25 protein-coding genes are annotated in these 22,178 nt (G+C 61.3%); 15 read left to right on the top strand and 10 right to left on the bottom strand.

Annotation, left to right across the window (positions count from 1 at the left end; all coding sequences use genetic code 11):
• The first annotated feature begins 60 nt into the window (after positions 1-60).
• Together BK670_RS01200 and BK670_RS01195 are read left to right on the top strand one after the other, a co-directional pair.
• Complete coding sequence (locus BK670_RS01200; protein WP_095048822.1) at positions 61-945, top strand: sugar nucleotide-binding protein; 885 nt, start codon at positions 61-63, stop codon at positions 943-945.
• Entirely contained in the window at positions 938-1,867 is a 930-nt protein-coding gene (locus tag BK670_RS01195) for an NAD-dependent epimerase/dehydratase family protein (RefSeq protein ID WP_123448295.1), read from the top strand. Before BK670_RS01200 ends, BK670_RS01195 begins: the two co-directional genes overlap by 8 nt.
• A gap of 180 nt (positions 1,868-2,047) precedes the next feature.
• Here the strand turns inward: BK670_RS01195 and BK670_RS01190 are convergent, their stop codons facing one another.
• The 5 genes from BK670_RS01190 to BK670_RS01165 form a co-directional block, all read right to left on the bottom strand.
• Positions 2,048-2,746: an OmpW/AlkL family protein gene (locus tag BK670_RS01190; protein ID WP_123448294.1), complete on the bottom strand. Its 699-nt coding sequence runs from the start codon at positions 2,744-2,746 to the stop codon at positions 2,048-2,050.
• Between the two features lie 222 nt (positions 2,747-2,968).
• Entirely contained in the window at positions 2,969-3,487 is a 519-nt protein-coding gene (locus BK670_RS01185) for a DUF3299 domain-containing protein (protein WP_034153908.1), read from the bottom strand.
• A gap of 11 nt (positions 3,488-3,498) precedes the next feature.
• On the bottom strand, positions 3,499-4,764 hold the full coding sequence (locus tag BK670_RS01180; RefSeq protein ID WP_123448293.1) for an ABC transporter permease: 1,266 nt from the start codon (positions 4,762-4,764) through the stop codon (positions 3,499-3,501).
• A gap of 1 nt (position 4,765) precedes the next feature.
• Positions 4,766-5,476, bottom strand: a complete 711-nt coding sequence (locus BK670_RS01175) for an ABC transporter ATP-binding protein (RefSeq protein WP_123448292.1) — start codon at positions 5,474-5,476, stop codon at positions 4,766-4,768.
• A gap of 133 nt (positions 5,477-5,609) precedes the next feature.
• The gene (locus tag BK670_RS01165) at positions 5,610-6,209 is read right to left on the bottom strand and encodes a DUF2796 domain-containing protein (protein WP_123448291.1); all 600 of its coding nucleotides are present in this window, start codon (positions 6,207-6,209) and stop codon (positions 5,610-5,612) included.
• A gap of 135 nt (positions 6,210-6,344) precedes the next feature.
• Here BK670_RS01165 and BK670_RS01160 point away from each other — a divergent pair, with 135 nt between their 5' ends.
• Complete coding sequence (locus tag BK670_RS01160; protein ID WP_123448290.1) at positions 6,345-6,704, top strand: hypothetical protein; 360 nt, start codon at positions 6,345-6,347, stop codon at positions 6,702-6,704.
• A gap of 88 nt (positions 6,705-6,792) precedes the next feature.
• Here the strand turns inward: BK670_RS01160 and trxA are convergent, their stop codons facing one another.
• From trxA to BK670_RS01145, 3 genes are all read right to left on the bottom strand, one after another.
• On the bottom strand, positions 6,793-7,665 hold the full coding sequence (gene trxA / locus BK670_RS01155; protein WP_123448289.1) for a thioredoxin: 873 nt from the start codon (positions 7,663-7,665) through the stop codon (positions 6,793-6,795).
• A 182-nt stretch (positions 7,666-7,847) separates the two neighbouring features.
• A complete protein-coding gene (locus BK670_RS01150) occupies positions 7,848-8,504 on the bottom strand; it encodes a class I SAM-dependent methyltransferase (protein WP_123448288.1) in 657 nt (218 codons plus the stop codon).
• The gene (locus BK670_RS01145) at positions 8,501-8,965 is read right to left on the bottom strand and encodes a YbaY family lipoprotein (RefSeq protein WP_123448324.1); all 465 of its coding nucleotides are present in this window, start codon (positions 8,963-8,965) and stop codon (positions 8,501-8,503) included. Before BK670_RS01145 ends, BK670_RS01150 begins: the two co-directional genes overlap by 4 nt.
• Before the next feature lie 128 nt (positions 8,966-9,093).
• Here BK670_RS01145 and nrdR point away from each other — a divergent pair, with 128 nt between their 5' ends.
• The 12 genes from nrdR (at position 9,094) to BK670_RS01080 (ending at position 18,043) form a co-directional block, all read left to right on the top strand.
• A complete protein-coding gene (gene nrdR / locus BK670_RS01140) occupies positions 9,094-9,558 on the top strand; it encodes a transcriptional regulator NrdR (protein ID WP_007910946.1) in 465 nt (154 codons plus the stop codon).
• Complete coding sequence (gene ribD, locus BK670_RS01135; protein WP_123448287.1) at positions 9,555-10,688, top strand: bifunctional diaminohydroxyphosphoribosylaminopyrimidine deaminase/5-amino-6-(5-phosphoribosylamino)uracil reductase RibD; 1,134 nt, start codon at positions 9,555-9,557, stop codon at positions 10,686-10,688. The genes nrdR and ribD overlap by 4 nt, the downstream gene beginning before the upstream one ends.
• A gap of 47 nt (positions 10,689-10,735) precedes the next feature.
• Entirely contained in the window at positions 10,736-11,398 is a 663-nt protein-coding gene (locus BK670_RS01130) for a riboflavin synthase (RefSeq protein WP_093434480.1), read from the top strand.
• A gap of 16 nt (positions 11,399-11,414) precedes the next feature.
• Complete coding sequence (gene ribBA, locus BK670_RS01125; RefSeq protein ID WP_039761895.1) at positions 11,415-12,506, top strand: bifunctional 3,4-dihydroxy-2-butanone-4-phosphate synthase/GTP cyclohydrolase II; 1,092 nt, start codon at positions 11,415-11,417, stop codon at positions 12,504-12,506.
• Between the two features lie 233 nt (positions 12,507-12,739).
• A complete protein-coding gene (gene ribH / locus BK670_RS01115) occupies positions 12,740-13,216 on the top strand; it encodes a 6,7-dimethyl-8-ribityllumazine synthase (RefSeq protein WP_123390292.1) in 477 nt (158 codons plus the stop codon).
• The gene (gene nusB, locus BK670_RS01110) at positions 13,213-13,713 is read left to right on the top strand and encodes a transcription antitermination factor NusB (protein WP_123448286.1); all 501 of its coding nucleotides are present in this window, start codon (positions 13,213-13,215) and stop codon (positions 13,711-13,713) included. Before ribH ends, nusB begins: the two co-directional genes overlap by 4 nt.
• Before the next feature lie 18 nt (positions 13,714-13,731).
• Positions 13,732-14,697, top strand: a complete 966-nt coding sequence (gene thiL / locus BK670_RS01105; RefSeq protein ID WP_123448285.1) for a thiamine-phosphate kinase — start codon at positions 13,732-13,734, stop codon at positions 14,695-14,697.
• Positions 14,694-15,197: a phosphatidylglycerophosphatase A family protein gene (locus tag BK670_RS01100; RefSeq protein ID WP_007910933.1), complete on the top strand. Its 504-nt coding sequence runs from the start codon at positions 14,694-14,696 to the stop codon at positions 15,195-15,197. The genes thiL and BK670_RS01100 overlap by 4 nt, the downstream gene beginning before the upstream one ends.
• A 37-nt stretch (positions 15,198-15,234) precedes the next feature.
• Positions 15,235-15,987 (top strand): substrate-binding periplasmic protein, encoded by a 753-nt coding sequence (locus tag BK670_RS01095; RefSeq protein ID WP_123448284.1) that lies wholly within the window; start codon positions 15,235-15,237, stop codon positions 15,985-15,987.
• Positions 15,988-16,209: 222 nt separating this feature from the next.
• The gene (ribA, locus tag BK670_RS01090; RefSeq protein WP_016984117.1) at positions 16,210-16,827 is read left to right on the top strand and encodes a GTP cyclohydrolase II; all 618 of its coding nucleotides are present in this window, start codon (positions 16,210-16,212) and stop codon (positions 16,825-16,827) included.
• Positions 16,824-17,243, top strand: coding sequence for an MFS transporter (locus BK670_RS01085; protein WP_123448283.1), 420 nt, complete (start codon positions 16,824-16,826; stop codon positions 17,241-17,243). Before ribA ends, BK670_RS01085 begins: the two co-directional genes overlap by 4 nt.
• On the top strand, positions 17,243-18,043 hold the full coding sequence (locus tag BK670_RS01080) for a cobalamin-binding protein (RefSeq protein WP_123448282.1): 801 nt from the start codon (positions 17,243-17,245) through the stop codon (positions 18,041-18,043). The genes BK670_RS01085 and BK670_RS01080 overlap by 1 nt, the downstream gene beginning before the upstream one ends.
• A 152-nt stretch (positions 18,044-18,195) precedes the next feature.
• On the opposite strand, the gene BK670_RS01070 is transcribed toward BK670_RS01080, so the two are convergent.
• On the bottom strand, positions 18,196-20,079 hold the full coding sequence (locus BK670_RS01070) for a TonB-dependent receptor domain-containing protein (protein WP_123448280.1): 1,884 nt from the start codon (positions 20,077-20,079) through the stop codon (positions 18,196-18,198).
• Between the two features lie 140 nt (positions 20,080-20,219).
• The gene (gene dxs, locus BK670_RS01065; protein ID WP_123448279.1) at positions 20,220-22,118 is read right to left on the bottom strand and encodes a 1-deoxy-D-xylulose-5-phosphate synthase; all 1,899 of its coding nucleotides are present in this window, start codon (positions 22,116-22,118) and stop codon (positions 20,220-20,222) included.
• Positions 22,119-22,178: the final 60 nt, after the last annotated feature.

Raw genomic sequence — 22,178 nt, 5'->3', positions numbered from 1 at the left:
CGGTTTCACAAGAGCCGTCGCTAAAGCCATCGTTCCAATCAGACTGGGCCTGCTGACTCTATGCGAATGCGCCTTATGTTACTGGGCGGCGGAAATGCCCTTGGGCAGGCGCTGATTCGCCTCGGTGCAGAGGAAGACATCGGTTTCCTCGCCCCCCGCCCGCCCGAAAACGGCTGGGATGCCGCGAGCCTGACCCAATTGCTCGACGACACCCGTCCCGATGCATTGATCAACCTCGCCTACTATTTCGACTGGTTCCAGGCCGAAACCGTCAGCGAAAGCCGCATGGCCGGACAGGAGCGTGCGATCGAGCGTCTGGCCGAACTGTGCCAGCACCACAACATCGTCCTCGTCCAGCCCTCCAGTTATCGGGTGTTCGATGGTTCGCGCGCCACGGCGTATAGCGAAAAAGACGAACCGGTGCCGCTGGGTCTGCGCGGTCAGGCGTTGTGGCGGATCGAACAAAGCGTGCGCGCCACCTGCCCGCAGCACGTATTGCTACGATTTGGCTGGTTGCTCGATGACAGCCCGGAGGGCACCCTCGGGCGCTTCCTCGCGCGTGCCGAGCAGCCAGAAGAATTGCTCCTGGCCGATGACCGCCGCGGCAATCCGACCCCGGTCGACGATGCTGCGCGCGTGATTATCTCCGTGCTCAAGCAACTCGACTGCGCCGCGCCGCTGTGGGGCACTTACCACTACGCCGGCCACGAAGCGACCACACCGCTGGCGCTGGGCCAGGCGATTCTCACCGAAGCACGCAGCCTGCATGCCCTGGCCATCGAAGCACCGACCGCCCAGGCCCATGCCGCGCGTCCGGACGCTGCCGAAGAGCCGCAACACGCGGTGCTGGCCTGCAAGAAAATTCTGCACACTTTCGGGATCAAACCGCGCGCCTGGCGTGCGGCACTCCCTGGATTATTGGATAGGTTCTACCGTCATGGCTGAAAAGACTGTTTTAATCACCGGTGGTGCCGGCTTCATCGGCTCGCACCTGACTGATGCCTTGCTTGCGAAGGGGCATTCGGTACGAGTGCTCGATGATTTGTCGACGGGCAAGCGCAGCAATCTGCCACTGGATAATCCCAAGGTTGAACTGATTGTCGGTGACGTGGCGGACGTCGCGCTGGTTGCCCGGGCGATGCAAGGCTGCAGCGCTGTTGCCCACCTCGCCGCCGTGGCGTCGGTGCAGGCTTCGGTGGACGATCCGGTGAAGACGCATCAGAGCAACTTCATTGGCACACTGAACGTCTGCGAGGCTATGCGTCTGGCCGGCGTCAAGCGTGTGGTGTACGCCTCCAGTGCAGCGGTGTACGGCAACAATGGCGAGGGTGAGTCGATTGATGAAGACACGCCCAAAGCCCCATTGACGCCTTATGCTTCGGACAAACTGGCGGGTGAGTATTATTTCGATTTCTATCGCCGCCAGCATGGCTTGGAACCGGTGATTTTCCGCTTCTTCAACATCTTTGGCCCACGCCAGGATCCGTCCTCGCCGTACTCCGGGGTAATCAGCATTTTCAGCGAGCGCGCACAGAAAGGCCTGCCGATCACCGTGTTCGGTGACGGGGAGCAAACGCGCGATTTCCTCTACGTTGAAGACCTGGTCTATCTGCTGGTCCAGGCAATCGAAAAGCCGGAAGTGGAAGTCGGCCCGGTGAACGTCGGCTGGAATCAGTCGATGAGCCTCAAGCAGATGCTTGAAGCGCTGCAAGCGGTGGTCGGTGAACTGCCGCCGATCAGCTATGGCCCGGCGCGTTCGGGCGACATCCGTCATTCACGGGCGAATAACGCTCGTTTGCTGGAGCGCTTCAAGCTGCCGCAGCAGACGCCGATGAGCGTAGGGCTGGCGCGGTTGCTCGGCAAATAGCTTTATTGCGGACATGAAAAAGGCGCCCTTTGACAGGCGCCTTTTTCACGGCCGGAATTTGTCGCTATCCCTGTGGCGAGGGGATTTATCCCCGATCGACTGCGTAGCAGTCGCCTTCAGTTTCAAGTCTGCTCACCACCAAGCCTCATTCACCACCACGTGAACGTTCGATAACTCGACTTAGAACTTATAGCCCAAGCCAACCATGTAGATGAACGGATCCACATCCACGTTGACCCGTGCGCGAGTGCCCGGTGCAACGGCGTTGTTCTCGACGGTGGCGCGGGTGTCGATGTCGATGTAACGCACTTGGGCGTTGAGCATGATGTTGTCGGTCAGCATGTAGTCTGCGCCGACCTGCCAGGCCAGGCCCCAGGAGTTTTTTGCCTTGAAGTTGCTGAAACCATTGGCACTGGCCTCGCTGCCGACGTGTTCGTCATAGATCCAGGTGTAGTTGATACCGCCACCGACATACGGCTGGAACGGCGACTTCGAGTCCAGCGGGTAGTACACAACGCTGAGGGTTGGCGGCAGGTGTTTCAGGGTGCCGAGCTTGCCGTTGGCCGCTGGCAGGGCAGTGCCCTTGAGCTTGACGTCATGCTCGAACGGCGTGGCCGCGAGCAGTTCGAGGCCGACGTGGTCGGTGAGCATGTAAGCGAAGTTCAGACCCAGTTGAGTGTCGCTGCTCATGGTCGCCTTGCCGCCCAGATTGGCACCGCTCAACGGCCCCTGATCGACCTTGACGCTGGAGCTGTCGGCCTTCGGGTTGACGGTGATCGCACCGGCGCGGATGAGAATGTCACCGGCTTCGTGGGCGTGGGCGAGCGGGGCTGCGAGCGCGAGGGCAAACAGCGAGGCGCTGAGCAAGGACTTGTTCATGGGGGCTCCGAAAGGACGTTAGAAATGTCTGATGTCCTATGGTACGAAGCCAACTGATACGGTCTTTTGACTCAGCTCAATGAAACAGTGAAGGGGCGGGTTTCTGTGGAACCTTGAGGGCCTCTTCGCGAGCAGGCTCGCTCCCACCCTGGAATGTGATCACCTGTGGGAGCGAGCCTGCTCGCGAAGACGATAGATAAGCCAATACAAAACTACCGGGGTTTACTCCGGCAGTTCATACACATAAATCTTGTCGGCATCCATCTGATACCCGGCATCCGCCAGTTCGCTGCTCGACGCCTTGACCTGCAATGGCCCCTCGACCCAGTACGGCTGATACAGCTCGTCGAGCTTCACGCCTAACTCGCTTTTCACATGCACGATCTGGTTCGACGGCGGTGGCGGCACATGGATGCACGCGCCGAAGTACGGCACCAGCAAAAAGTCCGTGGTGCGTCCCTCTTCATTGACTTCCAGCGGCACGATGTAGCCCGGCAAGCGAATGTTCTGGCCGTCGAGTGATTGCACCACCGGCGCGTTCGGCAGGTCCTGCTTCGCCGCTGGCGCGGATTCAGCGGACAGCGCATCACTCATCTTCGACATGTCGTGCAGAGGCGTCATGTTCGGCACTTCCGGCGCGGCGTCCGGCGGGATCATTTCCGACCACGTCAGGTCTTTCGGCGCCGCTGCCCACACGGGCAGGGCGATCAGCAACAGCAGCGCAAGTGCAGCGCGGGGCATGATGAACATCCTCATAAACGGATCGACAGGCCATCGGCCAAGGATTGGCGATAAGCGCGCCAGGCCGGCACGCTGCCCATTAGCAGCGCGGCCGCCAGAATGCCACCGAGCAGTGTCCATTCATACTCGCTCGGCCACGCCAGCGGCAGGAACAAACCGTAATTGGCCTGCACGTAACCCTGCGCGGCGGCGATGCCGATGTACAACAACGCTACCCCGGCAATCACCCCGGTCAGGGCCAGGGCAAACGCCTCCAGCACCAGCAGACTCGCGATATGCCACGGCCGCGCCCCGACCGAACGCAGAATTGCCATCTCGCGGCGTCGTTCGTTGAGGCTGGTGAGAATTGCCGTGAGCATGCCGATCAACCCGGTCAGCACCACGAACAGCGACACTACGAACAACGCTTTTTCAGCGGTGCTCATCAGGCTCCACAACTCCTGCAAGGCCACGCCCGGCAGAATCGCCAGCATCGGCTCGCCACGGAATTCATCGATCTCGCGTTGCAGGGCGAAGGTGGAAATCTTGCTGTTGAGACCGAGCATGAACGCGGTGATCGCTTGCGGCGTCAGGTCCATGTTGCGCGCCTGATCAGCGCTGATCCGGCCATTGCCACGCGCCGGCACGCCGTTGTGCCAGTCGATGTGAATCGCCTCCATGCCGCCGAGGCTGATGTGCAACGTGCGATCGACCGGGGTGCCGGTGCGCTTGAGAATGCCGACCACGGTGAACGGTTTGTCGTCGTGTTTGACCAGACTGATCGCCGCCACGCCGTGGGCCAACACCAGTTGGTCGCCGAGTTTGTAATGCAGCGCGTCGGCCACTTCGGCGCCTAGCACCACTTCAAACGGATCGGTGGCAAACGCGCGACCGTCAGCCAGTTCAAGATGCTGCTGGCGACCGTACTGGTAATGCTCGAAGTAGGCCTCGGTGGTGCCCATCACCCGGTAGCCGCGATGGGAGTCGCCGAGGGACATCGGGATCGCCCACTTCACTTTCGGGTTGCTGGCGAAGTGTTCGAAGCTGTCCCAGCGGATGTTGTTGGTGGCATTGCCGATGCGGAACACCGAATACAGCAGCAGGTTCACCGAGCCGGAACGCGCGCCGACGATCAGGTCGGTGCCGCTGATGGTGCTGGCGAAACTGGCTTTGGCCTCGGTGCGCACGCGCTCGACGGCGAGCAGCAGGCACACCGACAGGGCGATGGCGAACGCGGTGAGCAGGGCGGTGAAGCGGCGGTTGGCCAGGCTGGCCATGGCCAGACGAAACAGATACATCTCAGACCTCGGCAGACGTGGCGGCGCGATTGAGCTCGGCCAGGGACAGGTGACGGTCGAACAACGGCGCAAGACTCTGGTCGTGGCTGACAAACAGCAGACTGGAGCCGGCCTCGCGGCATTCGGCGAACAGCAGGCGAATGAAGTTTTCCCGGGCGTCGTAGTCCAGTGCCGAGGTCGGTTCGTCGGCGATTACCAGTTCTGGCTGACCGATCAATGCGCGTGCGGCTGCAACCCGCTGTTGCTGGCCGATCGACAGCGAGTCGGCGCGGCGGCTGAGGATGCTTTCGTCTTTCAGACCCAAGTGCGCGAGCAACGTGGCGGCGGCTTGATCGACGCTGCCGTGGCGCTGTTTCGCCCGTTGTGCACGCAGCTTGGAAAAGTGACACGGCAGCTCAACGTTTTCGCGTACCGAGAGAAACGGCAGCAGGTTGAACTGCTGGAAAATGTAGCCGGTGTGGTCGACGCGAAAGGTGTCGCGGGCACTGGCAGAGAGTTCGGTGAGTTCCTGGCCGAGCAGGCGAATGCTGCCGCGACCGGGCTTCTGCACGCCACCGAGCAGGCCGAGCAGGGTGGTCTTGCCGCTGCCACTGGGGCCTTTGAGGAACAGGGTTTCGCCGGCTTCCAGACGAAACGCCGGGATGTCCAGCAGCGGCGGGTGACCGGGCCAGTTAAAGCCCAGGTCGGACAGTTCGATGAGTGCTTGGGTCATGGCACCGATTTCGTGGTTGTAAACGGACCCCCGTAGGAACTGCCGAAGGCTGCGATCTTTTGATCTTGCTTCAAAAGCCCAGGATCAAAAGATCGCAGCCTTCGGCAGCTCCTACAGGGGATTTTCAGTTTATTCAGAATTTCAGCGCAGCAGCCTTGGCCGTCACTTCAGTACCTTGCTGGCCGCTGGCGCTGATCAGTTGTACCTGAATTTTCTGCGTCGCCGGGAAGGTCTTGAAAACGTTCGCCAGGTCGAGGGTCTTCAACGCACCCGGCGTGGCACAGTTGAATTGGTAATGCGCGTGGATTTCGCTGTGATCGTGGTGATGTTCGTGGCCGTCTTTGTCCGCCTCTTCATCGTCGTGATCATCGGCATCCGGCTTGTCGCCGAACAACGGGCTTTCCAGTTCCTGACTAACGACTTTGCAACCGGCTGCGGCGGGCAGGCTGAACAGGGCCAGCGGTTTTTCCAATTGCGCACGGGCGGCAGCGACTTTGGCTTTGTCGGCATCAGTGGTGGCGACGTGTTCGAAACCGACGAGGTTCATCGCCGGGCTTTCCAGCTCAAGCTCCAGGGTCTGGCCATCGAGCGCGGCATTCAGACGGCCGACACCATGTTCATGCGCACCGAGGCTGCCGTGTTCATGGTCGTGATCGTGGTCATGCTCATCGGCCGCGTGGGCGATGGCCAGCGGCAACAGGGCAAACGGCAAAGCGAGCAGCAGACGACGCATAGCGGTCTCCGGGAAGTAAAGTGAAGAGTTTGTTATGTAATCTTATAACGAAAGTGCGCAGAGTTTGCCCGTGCGCTTGGCGTTGCACAAGTCCCGTGGGAGCATGCAGGTCAGAAATGTGCGGGAGCGAACTCAATGTTGCGGATACGCGGAACCGTCGGCGACGTGCCGGTGGATTTGACGGTGGAACTGGATGACGGCGACTGGGCGAAGCTTGGGTCGGCGCTGAACGGGCAGGCGCCGGTTGCTCAATCTGAAGCGGTCGCGGCAGCTTCGGCGGCGAAACCGCTGAATCAGGACGATGCCTTGTGGCAACTGGCCAAGGACCTGTTGCGTAAGGCCGGGCAACTCAGCGGGCCGGATCTGCTTGATCAACTGGAAGGGCTGACGGGTAGTGCGGCGGCAGGCAAGCGCTTGTTGGTGCGTTTGCGCCATAGTTCGGACGTGAAAGTGGTGAGTGGCGGGGATACGCCGCTCTACAGCTGGATCGAGTAAACCGCAAAAGATCGCGGCCTGCGGCAGCTCCTACGAGGGTGTACACGATCCCAATGTAGGAGCTGCCGCAGGCTGCGATCTTTTGCTCTTAATAAAGCGCGGCAAACATCTTGCGGCGGTACACCGTCACCAACGGATGATCATTGCCCAGCAGCTCGAACACCTGCAGCAAAGTCTTGTGCGGCAGCCCTTCGCCATAATTGCGATTGCGGATAAACAGCTTGAGCATCGCCTCCAGCGCCGCTTCGTACTGCTGACGCGCCAGTTGCTGGATCGCCAGTTGATACACCGCTTCATCGTCCTGCGGATCTTTCGCCAGGCGTGCTTTCAGGTCAGCGGCATCCGGCAGATCGCGCGCCAGACCGAGGAACTTGATCTGCGCCTTGGCGCCGGCCAGTGCTGCTTTGTGTTCATCGCTTTTGACGGCATCAAGCACGGTTTGCGCTTCGTCCAGCTCACCGCGTTCGGTCAGGCAGCGCGCGTAAAGGATCAGCGCCTTGGCGTTAGTGTTGTCTTCAGTGAGCATCACCACCAGCGCCGCTTCGGCATCGGCGTAACGGCCGTCATCGAACATCGCCTGAGCCTGTTCGAACGGATCGGCGGCGGCCGGCGGCGGCATCTGTACATGCGGTTCAAGCAGGGCGCGTACGGCGGATTCCGGTTGTGCACCGGCAAAGCCGTCGACCGGTTGCCCGTCCTTGAACAGCACCACGGTCGGCAGGCTGCGAATGCCGAAACGGGCGACGATGTCTTGCTCGATATCGCAATTGACCTTGGCCAGCAGCAATTCGCCCTGATAGCTCTCGGCAATGCCTTGCAGCATCGGCATCAGCGCCTTGCACGGCGCACACCATTCGGCCCAGAAATCCACCAGCACCGGTTTGTTGAAGGAAGCCTCGATCACCGACTGGTCGAAATCGGCCGTCGTGGCGTCGAAGATGTACGGCGTTTGCTCACTCATGGGGGATCTCGTCAAAGCGTGGATGGGTCAACTATACGGCTTGGTGGGGTGTGGCCGGAAGCGGGGCGGGTTTGAGAGGTGTGTTGCCTGTGCGGACGCCTTCGCGAGCAGGCTCGCTCCCACCCTGGAATGCATTCCCCTGTGGGAGCGAGCCTGCTCCGGGCGGCGTTCCGACGAAGCTTTTAGTCACGCCGCGCATGGTAAAGGCTGACATGCCGAAATTCTTCCGGCTCCGCCAGATCCGGCAAGGTCATCGCCTCGAGCATTTCAATGCGCTCATACAACGGATGCCGAAAATCCCTGATCCGCGAGTCCGCCACCAGCGCTTCACGGCCACGACTTAAAAACGCATCGAGCAACGGCAGATTCGCTCGGTCGTACAACACGTCCGCCACCAGAATCAGATCAAAGCGATCGGCTTCGGCAAAGAAGTCCGTCGAATAACTCATCTGCACATTATTGAGTTCGGCATTCGCCCGGCACGCGGCGATCGCCAGCGGATCGAGATCGCACGCCACCACTTCCAGCGCGCCGGCCTTGACCGCCGCGATCCCGGCAATCCCCGAACCGGCGCCGAAATCCAGCACGCGCTTGCCGCGCACCCACTGCGGGAACTCCGCCAGATACCGCGCCACCGCCAGACCACTGGCCCAGCAAAAACTCCAGTACGGCGGTTCATGCAGGATTCGCTGGGTTTCTTCCTGGCTGAATTCGCGCGCCATGTTGTCGCCGTCGATCAGCCACAACTGCAAATCGGTGTCCGGTAACGCACAGGCTTTCAGTCTGGCGTCGCCGAGCAATTCACCCAGCGCCTGTTGCAGGTCGAGCGGTGCATTCATGGTGCTTTGACAAATTGCAGTTGGCCTAACGCTTGGGTGGTCGGCTGGGTGATGGTTTGCGACGGCAGATGCAGGATCAACTGGCCGGACTGACTGGCGCGGCCACGCAACTCAACCCGCGCACCGGCCGGGAACGCGTCCGGGTTGAAGCGCAGGCGGAACGGCAGAACCTGGTTGTTGCCGATCAGGCTGGAGCTGGCGAGCAATTGTTGCGGACGATCCTTTTCATCGATCACCATCAGCGCCAGCTCGACTTCGGCACCGGCCGGCACGCCTTGCAGGGTGCCACTCAGTTCCCGTTGATAGGCCGGCAGCGGCCCAAGGTCGGCGGCCTCTTTGGCTTTTTTCTGCGCTTGCTGCGGTGCCGGGCCGGGTGTCGGCGGCTGGGGCTTGGGTGCATCGCTGCCACAGGCCACCAGCAGGCTGAAAAGACTGAGCAAAACGAGCGGACGTAACGGCATTGGATGCTCCAGCAAAATGAAATCCATGGATCAAACGATCATGCCGTTCTGTATACCGCAAAGCCTATGGCTTGTCTTGCCACCGGGATGCGCTACCATGGCCCTCCCTTTTTTTGTTGCCAGCCACCATGCACTGTCCCTTCTGCGGTGCCAACGACACCAAGGTCATCGACTCGCGTCTGGTCGCCGAGGGCGAACAGGTGCGCCGCCGGCGTGAATGCCTGGCCTGCGGCGAACGTTTCACGACGTTCGAGACGGCCGAACTGGTGTTGCCGCGCCTGATCAAAACCGACGGCAGCCGCCAACCGTTCGACGAAGAAAAACTCCGCGCCGGCATGCAACGCGCCCTGGAGAAACGTCCGGTGAGCGTCGAGCGCCTCGAATCCTCTCTGGTTCACATCAAGCACAAGCTGCGCGCCACCGGCGAACGCGAGGTCAAATCCCTCGTGGTCGGCGAACTGGTGATGGCCGAGCTGCAAAAGCTTGATGAAGTCGCCTACATCCGTTTCGCTTCGGTGTACAAGCGCTTCCAGGACCTTAACGAATTCCGCGAAGAAATCGACCGCCTCGCCCGCGAACCGGTGAAAGAATGACCAGCGCCGGCGAGCAGGCCATCCTCGACGCCCATTTCATGGCCCGCGCGCTGGAACTGGCGCGCAAAGGTCACTACACCACCCATCCCAACCCGCGGGTCGGCTGCGTGGTGGTGCGCGACGGGCAGATTGTCGGCGAAGGCTGGCATGAGCGCGCCGGCGAACCTCACGCCGAAGTTCACGCGTTGCGTGCCGCCGGTGAACTGGCCCGGGGCGCGACCGCTTATGTGACGCTGGAACCGTGCAGCCATCATGGCCGCACGCCGCCGTGTGCCGAGGCACTGGTGAATGCCGGGATTGCTCGGGTGGTAGCGGCGATGCGCGATCCGAATCCGCAAGTCGCCGGACGTGGTTTGCAGCGCCTGGCCGATGCCGGCATCGCCACTGAAAGCGGTGTGCTTGAAGCCGAGGCGCGCAAGCTCAATCAAGGTTTCCTGAAACGCATGGAACACGGCTTGCCGTTCGTGCGGGTCAAGTTGGCCATGAGCCTCGACGGGCGCACGGCGATGGAAAGCGGCGAGAGCCAATGGATCACCGGCCCGGCCGCACGTTCGGCGGTGCAGCGTTTGCGCGCCCAGGCGGCGGTGGTGCTGACCGGTGCCGACACCGTGCTTGCCGACGGGGCGCGCTTGACTGTTCGCGCTGACGAACTCGGTCTGGACAGTGAGCAAACCGCGCTGGCCATGAGCCGACCACCGCTGCGCGTGCTGATCGACGGCCGCCTGCGCGTGCCGCTCGATGCACCGTTCTTCAAGGCTGGCCCGGCGTTGGTCGCCACCTGTGTCGCGATCGAAGAGCAATACGCTCATGGTCCCGAGTGCCTGATCGTGCCGGGTGAAGACGGCCAGGTCGACCTGCATCAATTACTGATCGAGCTGGCCAAGCGTGGCACCAACGAAGTACTGGTCGAAGCTGGCCCGCGTCTGGCCGGTGCGTTTGCTCAGCTCGGTCTGGTCGACGAGTTCGTGATCTTCATCGCCGGCAAGTTTCTCGGCTCTTCGGCGCGTCCGCTGCTGGACTGGCCGCTGGCCTATATGAAGGATGCACCGGAGCTGAAAATCACTGAAATTCGCGCGGTGGGCGATGACTGGCGAGTCACTGCCATCCCTGTCCTTTCGGCGAGCGTATAATTCCCGGCCATCGTTATTACGCTGGCTTAGTTCTCAAGGAGAACCCCATGTTTACCGGCATCATCGAATCCATCGGCAGTATCCGCGCACTGACCCCAAAGGGCGGTGATGTGCGGGTACACGTCGCCACCGGCAAGCTCGACCTGAGCGACGTCAAACTCGGCGACAGCATCGCGGTCAACGGCGTCTGCCTGACGGCCGTCGAGCTGCCGGGCGACGGCTTTGCCGCCGACGTCAGCCGTGAAACCCTCGACTGCACCGCCATGAATGACCTGAAAAGCGGCAGCCCGGTCAATCTGGAAAAAGCCCTGACCCCGACCACCCGTCTCGGCGGGCATCTGGTCAGCGGCCACGTCGACGGTGTCGGCGAAATCGTCTCGCGCAGCGACAATGCCCGCGCTGTGGAATTTCGCATTCGCGCGCCGAAGGAACTGGCCAAGTACATCGCCCATAAAGGCTCGATCACCGTCGACGGCACCAGCCTGACCGTGAACGCGGTCGATGGCGCCGAGTTCATGCTGACGATCATTCCGCACACCCTGAGCGAAACCATCATGGCGTCGTACAAGCCAGGTCGCCGGGTGAATCTGGAAGTCGATTTGCTGGCGCGGTATCTGGAGCGTCTACTCCTCGGTGACAAGGCCGCAGAGCCGAGCGCTGGTGGCATTACCGAAAGCTTTCTGGCCGCCAACGGCTACCTCAAATCCTGACTGAAGGGGGTGCCTTGTGGCGCTCAATAGCATCGAAGAACTGGTTGAAGACATCCGCCAAGGCAAGATGGTCATCCTCATGGATGACGAAGACCGCGAGAACGAAGGCGACCTGATCATGGCCGCCGAATGCTGCCAGGCCGAGCACATCAACTTCATGGCCAAGCACGCCCGTGGCCTGATCTGCATGCCGATGAGCCGCGAGCGCTGCGAACTGTTGAAGCTGCCGCTGATGGCGCCGCGCAACGGTTCCGGTTTCGGCACCAAGTTCACCGTGTCGATCGAAGCCGCCGAAGGCGTGACCACCGGCATCTCTGCCGCCGACCGTGCGCGCACCGTGCAGGCGGCTGCCGCCAAAGACGCCAAGGCTGAAGACATCGTCAGCCCGGGCCACATTTTCCCGCTGATGGCCCAGGCCGGCGGCACTCTCGCTCGTGCCGGCCACACCGAAGCGGCTTGCGACCTCGCGCGCATGGCCGGTTTCGAGCCAAGTGGCGTGATCTGCGAAGTAATGAACGACGATGGCACCATGTCCCGTCGCGCTGAGCTGGAAGCGTTCGCCGCTGAACACAACATCAAGATCGGCACCATCGCCGACCTGATTCATTACCGGATGATCCACGAACGTACCGTTCAGCGGATTGCCGAGCAGCCACTGGACAGCGAACTGGGCCAATTCAACCTGGTGACCTATCGTGATTCGGTGGAAGGCGACGTGCACATGGCCCTCACGCTGGGCACTGTTTGCGCTGAAGAGCCGACCCTGGTTCGCGTGCACAACATGGATCCGCTGCGCGACCTGCTGATGGTCAAGCAACCGGGCCGCTGGAGCCTGCGCGCCGCCATGGCTGCGGTCGCCGAGGCGGGCAGCGGTGTCGTGTTGTTGCTTGGTCACCCGCTCGATGGCGACGTGTTGCTGGCACATATCCGTGAAACCGGTGAGCAGGCAGCGCCGAAAAAACCGACCACCTACAGCATCGTCGGTGCCGGTTCGCAGATCCTGCGTGACCTCGGTGTGCGCAAAATGCGCCTGATGTCTGCACCAATGAAATTTAATGCGATATCCGGTTTCGATCTGGAAGTTGTAGAATACGTGCCCTCCGAATAATGACCCGGTGAATTCGGCATTGTTGACGTAGATCGATTGTGGCGAGGGAGCTTGCTCCCGCTTGGGTGCGCAGCGCCCACAAAAGGGGCCGCTACGCTGCCCAGCGGGAGCAAGCTCCCTCGCCACAGGTTCGTCATCGAGCAGCAATGCGGTGTTTCCGGCCATGAAATCGTGGCTAATATCACTGAGGGATGCGTACGAGACGCGTCCCGGCTCTTTAAGAGAACTGACGAATGACCCTGAAGACCATCGAAGGTACCTTCATCGCCCCCAAAGGCCGCTACGCTCTGGTAGTGGGCCGCTTCAACAGCTTCGTTGTTGAAAGCCTGGTCAGCGGTGCAGTTGATGCCCTGATTCGCCACGGCGTGAGCGAAAGCGACATCACCATCATCCGCGCACCTGGTGCCTTCGAAATCCCGCTGGTTGCGCAGAAAGTCGCCCAGAAAGGCGAATTCGCAGCCATCATCGCCCTCGGCGCGGTCATTCGTGGCGGTACTCCGCACTTCGAATACGTGGCAGGCGAGTGCACCAAGGGTCTGGCCCAGGTGTCCATGGAGTTTGGCGTTCCGGTTGCCTTCGGCGTCCTGACCGTTGATTCCATCGAGCAAGCCATCGAACGTTCCGGCACCAAGGCTGGTAACAAAGGTGCCGAAGCTGCCCTGTCCGCTCTGGAAATGGTCAGCCTGCTGGCGCAGTTGGAGGCCAAGTGATTAGCGACGAAAGCGATCGTTTCAACCCGCGCGATCCGAAACCTGCGGATGCCGGCAAGCCCTCGAAAAGCGTCAAGCGTCGCGAAGCCCGTCAGCTCGCGACTCAGGCGCTGTACCAGTGGCACATGGCCAAGCAATCGCTGAACGAGATCGAAGCGCAGTTTCGCGTTGATAACGATTTCACCGATGTCGATGGTGCCTACTTCCGCGAAATCCTCCACGGGGTTCCGCAGTTCAAGACCGAAATCGACAACGCCCTGACGCCTTGCCTGGATCTGGCGATCGAAGAGCTGGACCCGGTTGAACTGGCCGTTCTGCGCCTGTCGACCTGGGAACTGCTCAAACGCGTCGACGTGCCGTACCGCGTTGTGATCAACGAAGGTATCGAACTGGCAAAAGTCTTCGGTTCGACCGACGGCCACAAGTTCGTCAACGGCGTGCTCGACAAGCTGGCCCCGCGCCTGCGTGAAGCTGAAGTGAAGGCGTTCAAGCGCTAAAACGCGCTTGAAACCTCAATGGGCGAATTCGAGCTGATCCGTAATTTCTTCGCCGCCGCGCCTTGTGCGCAGGGCGGCGAAGGCGTTGCGCTGGGGATCGGCGATGACTGCGCCTTGCTCGCTGTTCCCCCCGGGGAACAGTTGGCGATCTCCACCGATACGCTGGTGGCCGGTGTGCATTTTGCCGACCCCTGCGATCCGTTTCTGCTCGGTCAGCGCTCGCTGGCTGTTGCGGTCAGCGATCTGGCCGCCATGGGTGCCACGCCCGTTGCCTTTACCCTTGCCCTGACTGTGCCGGCGGTGACCGCCGATTGGCTGCAAGCCTATGCCCGCGGTTTGAACCGCATGGCGCAGAACTGTGGCGTTGCGCTGGTGGGCGGCGATACCACGCGCGGCCCGTTGAGCCTGACGGTGACGGTGTTCGGTCGTGTCCCGGCCGGTCAGGCGTTGACCCGCAGCGGTGCGCAACCTGGCGACTTGCTCTGTGTCGGCGGTGAACTGGGCAATGCGGCCGGCGCCTTGCCGCTGGTGCTAGGTCAACGTGACGCCGAGGCGAATATCGCCCAACCGCTGCTCGATCATTACTGGTCGCCACAACCGCAACTCGCCCTCGGCCAGGCTTTGCGTGGCAAAGCCACGTCGGCACTGGATATCTCCGATGGCTTGCTCGCCGACTGCGGCCATATCGCGCTGGCCTCAAAGGTGCGACTTGAGATTGAACGCGAGCGCGTACCGCTGTCGGATGCATTAGTGGCGTTTCTCGGTCAGCGCGGCGCCGAGCGTGCTGCGCTGAGCGGTGGCGATGATTACGTGTTGGCCTTCACTCTGCCGTCCGTCGAGTTGCCGGCGCTGCTGGCCAATGGCTGGCCGATCCACGTGATCGGTCGTGTGTCAGAAGGTCAGGGCGTGGTCCTGCTGGATCGCGAAGGGCACGACATCACCCCGCAAATCCGGGGCTATCAACATTTTCAGGAGACACCGTGACAGATCACCCGAAACAGGTTCCGGCCGAATTCGTTCCGCCGTCGGTCTGGCGCAATCCCTGGCATTTTCTCGCGTTCGGTTTTGGTTCCGGCACCTTGCCGAAAGCCCCGGGCACGTGGGGTTCGTTAGTTGCGCTACCCTTTATCCCGTTGTGGCAGATGTTGCCCGACTGGGGTTACTGGCTGATGCTCGGGATCACCATGCTGTTCGGCTTCTGGCTCTGCGGCAAAGTCGCCGACGATCTGCGGGTCCATGACCACGAGGGCATCGTTTGGGACGAGATGGTCGGGATGTGGATTACCCTGTGGCTGGTGCCGGAAGGCTGGTACTGGTTGCTCGCGGGTTTTCTGGTGTTCCGTTTCTTCGACATTCTCAAGCCATGGCCGATCCGCTGGATCGACCGGCATGTGCATGGCGGCGTCGGCATCATGCTCGATGACGTGCTGGCGGGGGTGTTTGCCTGGCTGGCGATGCAGGGTCTGGTGTGGATTTTCGCCTGATTCCAAGGGATGTCAGGGGCAAGTGAGGGGACTAGGGATGGCTCGACGCTGGTTGGCGCTAGTGGTTTTGGCTTTGCTGAGCACCGTGGCCGGTGCGCAGGAAGCTGCGCCGACGCCAGCGGTCATCCATCTGGCCAGCGAAGACTGGGAAGACTACACCGCTGCCGACGGCCATGGCCTGGGTTGGGACGTGTTGCGCAAGGTGTTCGAACCGGCCGGGGTCAAGCTGGATATCCGCAGCGTGCCTTACACCCGTTCGGTCGGGCTGGTGCAGTTGAAGGAAGTCGACGCGCTGGTTGGCTCCTACCGCGACGAAGCCGAGCAGATCTTGTACCCGCACTGGAATTTCGATTCCGACCACATCTATGCGTTGGGTCTGGCGAGCAATCCTTCGCCCACCCAGGCGACGCTGGGCAAGTATCGCCTGGCTTGGGTGCGCGGTTATCGCTATGAAAACTACCTGCCCAACATCAAACGCTACAACCAGATCGAGCGCCGTACCGGGATTCTGTCGATGCTCAAGCAGGGGCGGGCGGATTACTACATCGATGCGCTGACCGAGATTGAAGCCGTGGTGAAAACCGCAGTCGATCCGGCGCAGTATCGCTATTCACACTTGGCCGAGCTGCCGCTGTTTCTCGGGTTTGCCGACACGCCACAGGCGCGAGCGCTGATGGCGCTGTATGACCAGCGTATGGCGCAGTTGGTGAAGAGCGGCGAGTTGAAGCCGATCTTCGAGAAGTGGAAGCAGCCGTATCCGTTCACTACCGGCGCGACGAATCCCCTGTAGGAGCTGCGGCACGCTGCGATCTTTTGATCTTGATCCTAAAAGCCGGATCAAAAGATCGCAGCCTCGTTTCACTCGACAGCTCCTACATGGATCCATGTCGACCGGGTTGTTATCAAACTTTTTGATCGTTATGCCCGATAATTCAGCCTAAGCGCCGGTAGGAAGCTGCTGTTACAATGCCGGCCTGCGAATTTTCAGACTCTTTAGATCAGGAGCACACCGGTGCCTGTCGTCTTTGTCGCCGCTTCCAAGCTGCCAACGCCTTTTGCGCAATTCACCATGCACGGTTTTCTCGATGAAGCCACCGGCCGCGAGCACGTTGTGCTGAGCCTGGGTGAAATTGCCGACGGTGCCCCGGTACTCGGCCGGTTGCACTCCGAATGCCTGACTGGCGACGCCTTGTTCAGCCAGCGCTGCGACTGCGGCTCGCAACTGGAAGGCGCGCTGAAGGCCATCGCCCGTGAAGGTCGTGGCGTGTTGCTATACCTGCGTCAGGAAGGTCGTGGCATCGGCCTGCTGAACAAGATCCGCGCCTACGAGCTGCAAGATGGCGGCGCCGATACCGTTGAAGCCAACGAACGTCTGGGCTTTGCTGCTGACCAGCGTGATTACGCCATGTGCCTGCCGATGCTTGAGCATCTGGGCGTGAAATCCCTGCGCCTGATGACCAACAACCCGCGCAAGGTCAAAGCCTTGACCGACATGGGCATCACCGTCGCCGAGCGCGTGCCGCTGCACACCGGCCACAACCCGCACAACAAACTGTATCTGGCGACCAAGGCCAGCAAGCTCGACCACATGATGGGCAACGAGCATCAGGGCGAGGTCGATCGCGCGTGACGCGGGGTCAGGTGCGGCGCCGGTTGTCGGTCGACTGGTGGAAATACCTGGCGCTGGCGCTGTTGCCGCTGTTCGTACTCAACGCGTTGTTCGGTCAGGGCGAAGGACTTCTGCCGGTGCTGGCGATGCCGTTCTTTATTGCCGGCGTGGCATCGATGTTTGTCAGCCTTAAGTTCTTCGGCCGTTACAAACATGCACTGATCGCTACGCAAAAAGCCCTCGATACTCCGGATGAACCGGCCGCGTGGATTGCCCTCGCAGCACGCCGTCGTGCGGCTTTTCTTGCGGCAGCCTTGCCGGCGTGGATCGGTGCACTGGCGGTGTTTGTCGGTCTTGAAGCCGTACCGTTGATGCTGCTGGCACTGTCCACGGCGGTGCTGTTTTATCTCTACCGTATCCCGCGTCAACTCGGCTGATGCGTCGTCTCTGGCTGGCGCTGCTGTTGCTGGCCGTCAGTGGTCCTGCGCTGGCGCAACTGCGGGTTGTCAGCCTCGCGCCGTCGCTTTCTGAAATTGTCGTTGAGCTGGATTCGGCTGATCTGTTGGTCGGTGTGCTTGATGCCGGTGAGCGTCCTGTTGAAATTGCCAACGTTCCCTCTGTCGGCCGCTATGGCCAGCTCGATATGGAGCGGTTACTGAGCCTCAAGCCTGATTTGTTGTTGCTCTGGCCCGGCAGTGTCGGCCCGGCGCAGCGTGACCAGCTCAAGCGCCTGGGCATCCCGACCTTCGTCGCCGAACCGCATTCCCTTGAACAACTCACTACCCAGATTGAAGCCATTGCCGCGCAGTTGGGGCGGCCGGAGCGTGGGGTAGCGCGAGCGACCGGACTGCGCCAACAACTCGCTGAGCTACGCCAGCGCTATCGCCGCGATACGCCGTTGCGGGTGTTCTATCAGGTTTGGGACAAGCCGTTGTACACCGTGGGGGGCGGGCAGATCATCAGCGATGCGCTGGAGGTGTGCGGGGCGCGTAATGTGTTCGGCGACCTGAGTCTGCCGGCGCCTCAGGTGAGTATTGAGGCGGTGTTGCAGCGCGATCCAGAGGTGATTCTGGCGAGTGATCAGGCGCAGTTGAATGCGTGGAAGGCCTGGCCTCAAGTAGCAGCGGTGAAGCAGGGGACATTACTGTTGGTCACCGACAAAGGCCTTGAGCGCCCAAGCGGCCAAATGATCGATGCCACCGCCAAGCTCTGCCAAGTCATCCAGCCGCACCGATAACTTGTGGCGAGGGAGCTTGCTCCCGCTGGGCTGCGAAGCGGCCCCAAATCCTGTCGATTCAATTCTACTTTTGTATCGCGCAGGTCGGTTTGCGACTGCTGCGCAGCCGAGCGGGAGCAAGCTCCCTCGCCACAGTTGATTGAGGCTAATCGTCAGAGTTGCGGGGTCCAGGTCACCCCAAACATCCACACTCGACCTTCCTCGCGATACCCATACTGGCTGCCGTCATAGCTGTAATTCGCCCGGCTGTAGCCTTTGTCGAAAACGTTATCGACCTTCAGATCCAGCTTGATCTCGCGGTTCAGCGCCCAACTGCTGCGCAAGCCGAACAGCGCATAGCCAGCCAACGGCTGCTCATTGTTCAGGTCGTCATAACTGCTGCTGACCGCCTGCCAACTGGCGCCGAGGCTGACCTGGTCAAACTGACGATCGAGATCCCAACTCAACGTACGCCGCGCGCGCCGGGCCAGGGTGTGCCCGGTATCGCGATCACGCGGATCGATGATCGAAACGCCAAGATTGCTCTGCCAGCCGAACAGTTCCTGCTTCAACGCTGCTTCAAAACCGTTGATTCGCGCCGAAGCGACGTTCTCCGGGCGTGAGTTACTGCCGAAGATGATCGCGTCTTGCAGGTCCGTACGATAGATCGACGCCTCCAGACGGCTGCTATCAGTCAACTGACTGCGCCACTGCAGCTCGTAGCTTTTCGAAGTTTCCGGTTTCAAATCCGGGTTGCTGAAGTCCGGGTAGTACAAGTCGTTGAAGGTCGGCGCGCGGAAGCCTTCGCTGTAACTCAGCAACAGATCATTGTCCGGGTTCAGTGGCAGGGTGAACGTGCCGCTCCAGGTGTTCTGGCCGCCAAACTGTTGGTTGTCGTCATGGCGCAAGCCCAGCTCCGTGGAGAAACTGTCGGCCTGATAACGGTGCTGGATGAATGCGGCGCGGTTCCAGCGGCTGTCTTCGTCGAATGCGGTGCTGCTATTGACCCGGTCTTCGTACCAGTCGCCGCCGAGGATCAGGCTGTTGCGCGCGTCCAGTGTCAGGTCGTTCTGCCAGTTCAGCGAGTCGCGGTAAGTATTGAACACCGTGCGTTCGTCGCTGAGCTTGTCGAGGCTCTTCTCGCGGTTCTCGGTGTGGCCGAATTCGACGCGGGTTTTCCAGGCTTCGTTGACCCGTGCATCGACATAGCTGCTGACGCTGCTGACATTGAAGTCGCTGTACGGCTGCTGTTGGACTGATTCGAACGTGTTCATGTCGAAGCGGCCGAACGGGTTGTCGAACTCGTTCTTGCCCCGGTTATCCAGCAGATTGGCGCCGATTTCGATGTCATCGGTCAGCGCATGGCTGAGGCTCAGGCTGACGGATTTATTGCGGTAGGCATCGTGATCGCTGTCGCTGGAGTACGACTCGTGAGTTCGGTCTATCCCGGCGGTTTCATCGAGGCTGGCGCCAAGATTGAAGCGGGTTTTCTCATCGCCGCCGGACAAGCCGAGGCTGCGCTCCCAAGTCTGGTTGCTGCCGAAACCGACGTGCATCCGTGGCTGCAAACCTTGCTCGGTGCCGCGCCGGGTGAAAATCTGAATCACCCCGCCAATCGCATCGCTGCCGTAAATCACCGAACGCGAACCGCGCAGCACTTCCACCCGTTCGATCTGCTCGATGTTCAGATGCTGCAGGTTGCTGTCGCCGGAAGTGGAACTGCCGATGCGCTGGCCATCGACCAACACCAGACTCTGCGCCGACTGCGTACCGCGAATGTAGATCCCCGGCAGGCTCCCGCGCCCGCCGGCCTGCGCCACTTGCACGCCTGGGACGCGGCGCAGCAGATCAGGCCCGTCGCTCGGTTGCAGGCGCTCGATGTCTTCGCGGGTGAACACGGTGTTGGCGGCGCTGCTGTCGTTGCGGGCTTCGACCTGGCGGTTGGCGCTGATCAGCGTGTCGGGCAGCTTCAGGGCTTGGTCGCGTTCGAAGGTGTCGGCGAGGGCGCTGGCGGTTGGCAGCAAGAGGAAGGGCAGGGCGAGGCGCGAGAGGTTCATCGGTGGTCCGTTGGGTATTTCTGACGTACACAAATCAAATGTGGGAGCGAGCCGGCTCGCGAATGCGGTGTATCAGTCAGCACTGATTTGACTGACAGTCCGCTTTCGCGAGCAGGCTCGCTCCCACAAGGGTAATGCGTTTATTTGTTGAGTAAGGCCAGACGCTCACGAATCGACGCTTCGATCCCCGCCTCATCCAGCCCGCACTCGGCCAGCATTTGCGCAGGCTTGGCGTGTTCGACGTAGATATCCGGCAAGCCCAGATGCAGCATCGACTTGAGGATGTTCTCCCGCGCGAGGAACTCGCTGACCGCACCACCGGCACCGCCCATGATCGCGTTCTCTTCGATCGTCACCAGCAGCTCGTGGCTGCCGGCAATCTCGCGTACCAGCTGTTCATCGAGCGGTTTGACGAAGCGCATGTCGACCACGGTTGCATCAAGTTTTTCAGCGACCTTCAGTGCCTCGGCCAGTTGCACGCCGAACACCAGCAGAGCGACTTTGCTGCCCTGACGACGGACGATGCCCTTGCCGATTTCGATTGGCTCGAGGTCTTTGTCGATCGTCGCGTTCGGGCCGGTGCCGCGCGGATAACGCACTGCCGCCGGGCCGTTGTACAGGTGGCCGGTGGTGAGCATCTTGCGCAGTTCGTTTTCATCGCTCGGGGTCATGATGACCATCCCCGGGATGCAGCGCAGGTAGGACAAGTCGAAGCTGCCGGCGTGGGTCGGGCCGTCTTCGCCAACCAGACCGGCACGGTCGATGGCGAACAGCACGTCGAGGTTCTGCACTGCGACGTCATGGACGAGTTGGTCATAACCACGCTGGAGGAACGTCGAATAAATCGCCACAACAGGCTTGGCACCTTCGCACGCCATGCCGGCAGCGAACGTCACCGCGTGTTGCTCGGCAATTGCCACGTCGAAGTAGCGCAGCGGGAAACGTTCGCTGAACGCCACCAGATCCGAGCCTTCCTTCATCGCCGGGGTAATCCCGACCAGACGCGGGTCAGCCGCCGCCATGTCGCACAGCCATTCGCCGAACACTGCCGAGTATTTCGGCCCGCTGGCCTGCTTCGGCGCGGCGGCCGGGGCGTCCAGTGGTTCGAGTTTGGTGATGGCGTGGTAACCGATCGGGTCGACTTCCGCCGGGGCGAAGCCTTTGCCTTTCTTGGTGACGATGTGCAGGAACTGCGGGCCTTTCAGATCGCGCATGTTACGCAGCGTGGCGATCAGGGTCGGCAGGTCGTGGCCATCGATCGGGCCGATGTAATTCCAGCCCAGTTCTTCGAACAGCGTGCCGGGAACCAGCATGCCTTTGGCGTATTCTTCGGTGCGACGGGCGATTTCCCAGGCGCCAGGCAGGCGCGACAGGACTTTCTTGCTGCCTTCTCGCATGCTCGCGTAGGTGCGGCTGGAAAGGATCTTCGCCAGATAATTCGACAGGCCACCGACATTGCGCGAGATCGACATGTCGTTGTCGTTGAGGATCACCAGCATGTTGGCGTTCACTTCCGGCGCGTGGTTCAGCGCCTCGAAAGCCATGCCAGCGGTCAACGCACCGTCGCCGATCACTGCGATTGCCTTGCGATCGCTGTTCTGCAGGCGGGCGGCGATGGCCATGCCCAGTGCAGCGCTGATCGACGTGCTGGAGTGGCCGACGCCAAAGGTGTCGTACTCGCTCTCGGAGCGACGCGGGAAAGCGGCAATGCCGTCCTTCTGGCGCAGGGTGCCCATGCGCTCGCGACGACCGGTGAGGATCTTGTGCGGATACGCCTGATGCCCGACGTCCCACAGCAGACGGTCGTCCGGCGTGTCGAAGACGTAATGCAAGGCGATGGTCAGCTCGATCACGCCCAGGCCGGCACCGAAATGCCCACCGGTCTGACCGACCGTGTAGAGCAATTCCAGGCGTAACTCATCGGCCAAGGTTTCCAGCTCGGCTTCGCCTAACCGGCGCAGGCCGTCCGGCGTATTCGCGCGGTCGAGCAGGGGCGTGGTCGGGCGCTTGCGGGGAATCTCATGAAACGTCGTGGGCATCAGGCGAATCGTTATAGGTATAGAAGATGCGGCAGTTTACCTGATGCATCGCCCCCTGCC

Origin of the sequence: Pseudomonas fluorescens, from assembly GCF_003732425.1 — a bacterium.
Taxonomy (GTDB): Bacteria; Pseudomonadota; Gammaproteobacteria; order Pseudomonadales; family Pseudomonadaceae; genus Aquipseudomonas; species Aquipseudomonas fluorescens_BE.
The sequence above is the reverse complement of the archived record's forward strand: the minus strand, read 5'-3'. Positions and strand labels throughout refer to the sequence as shown.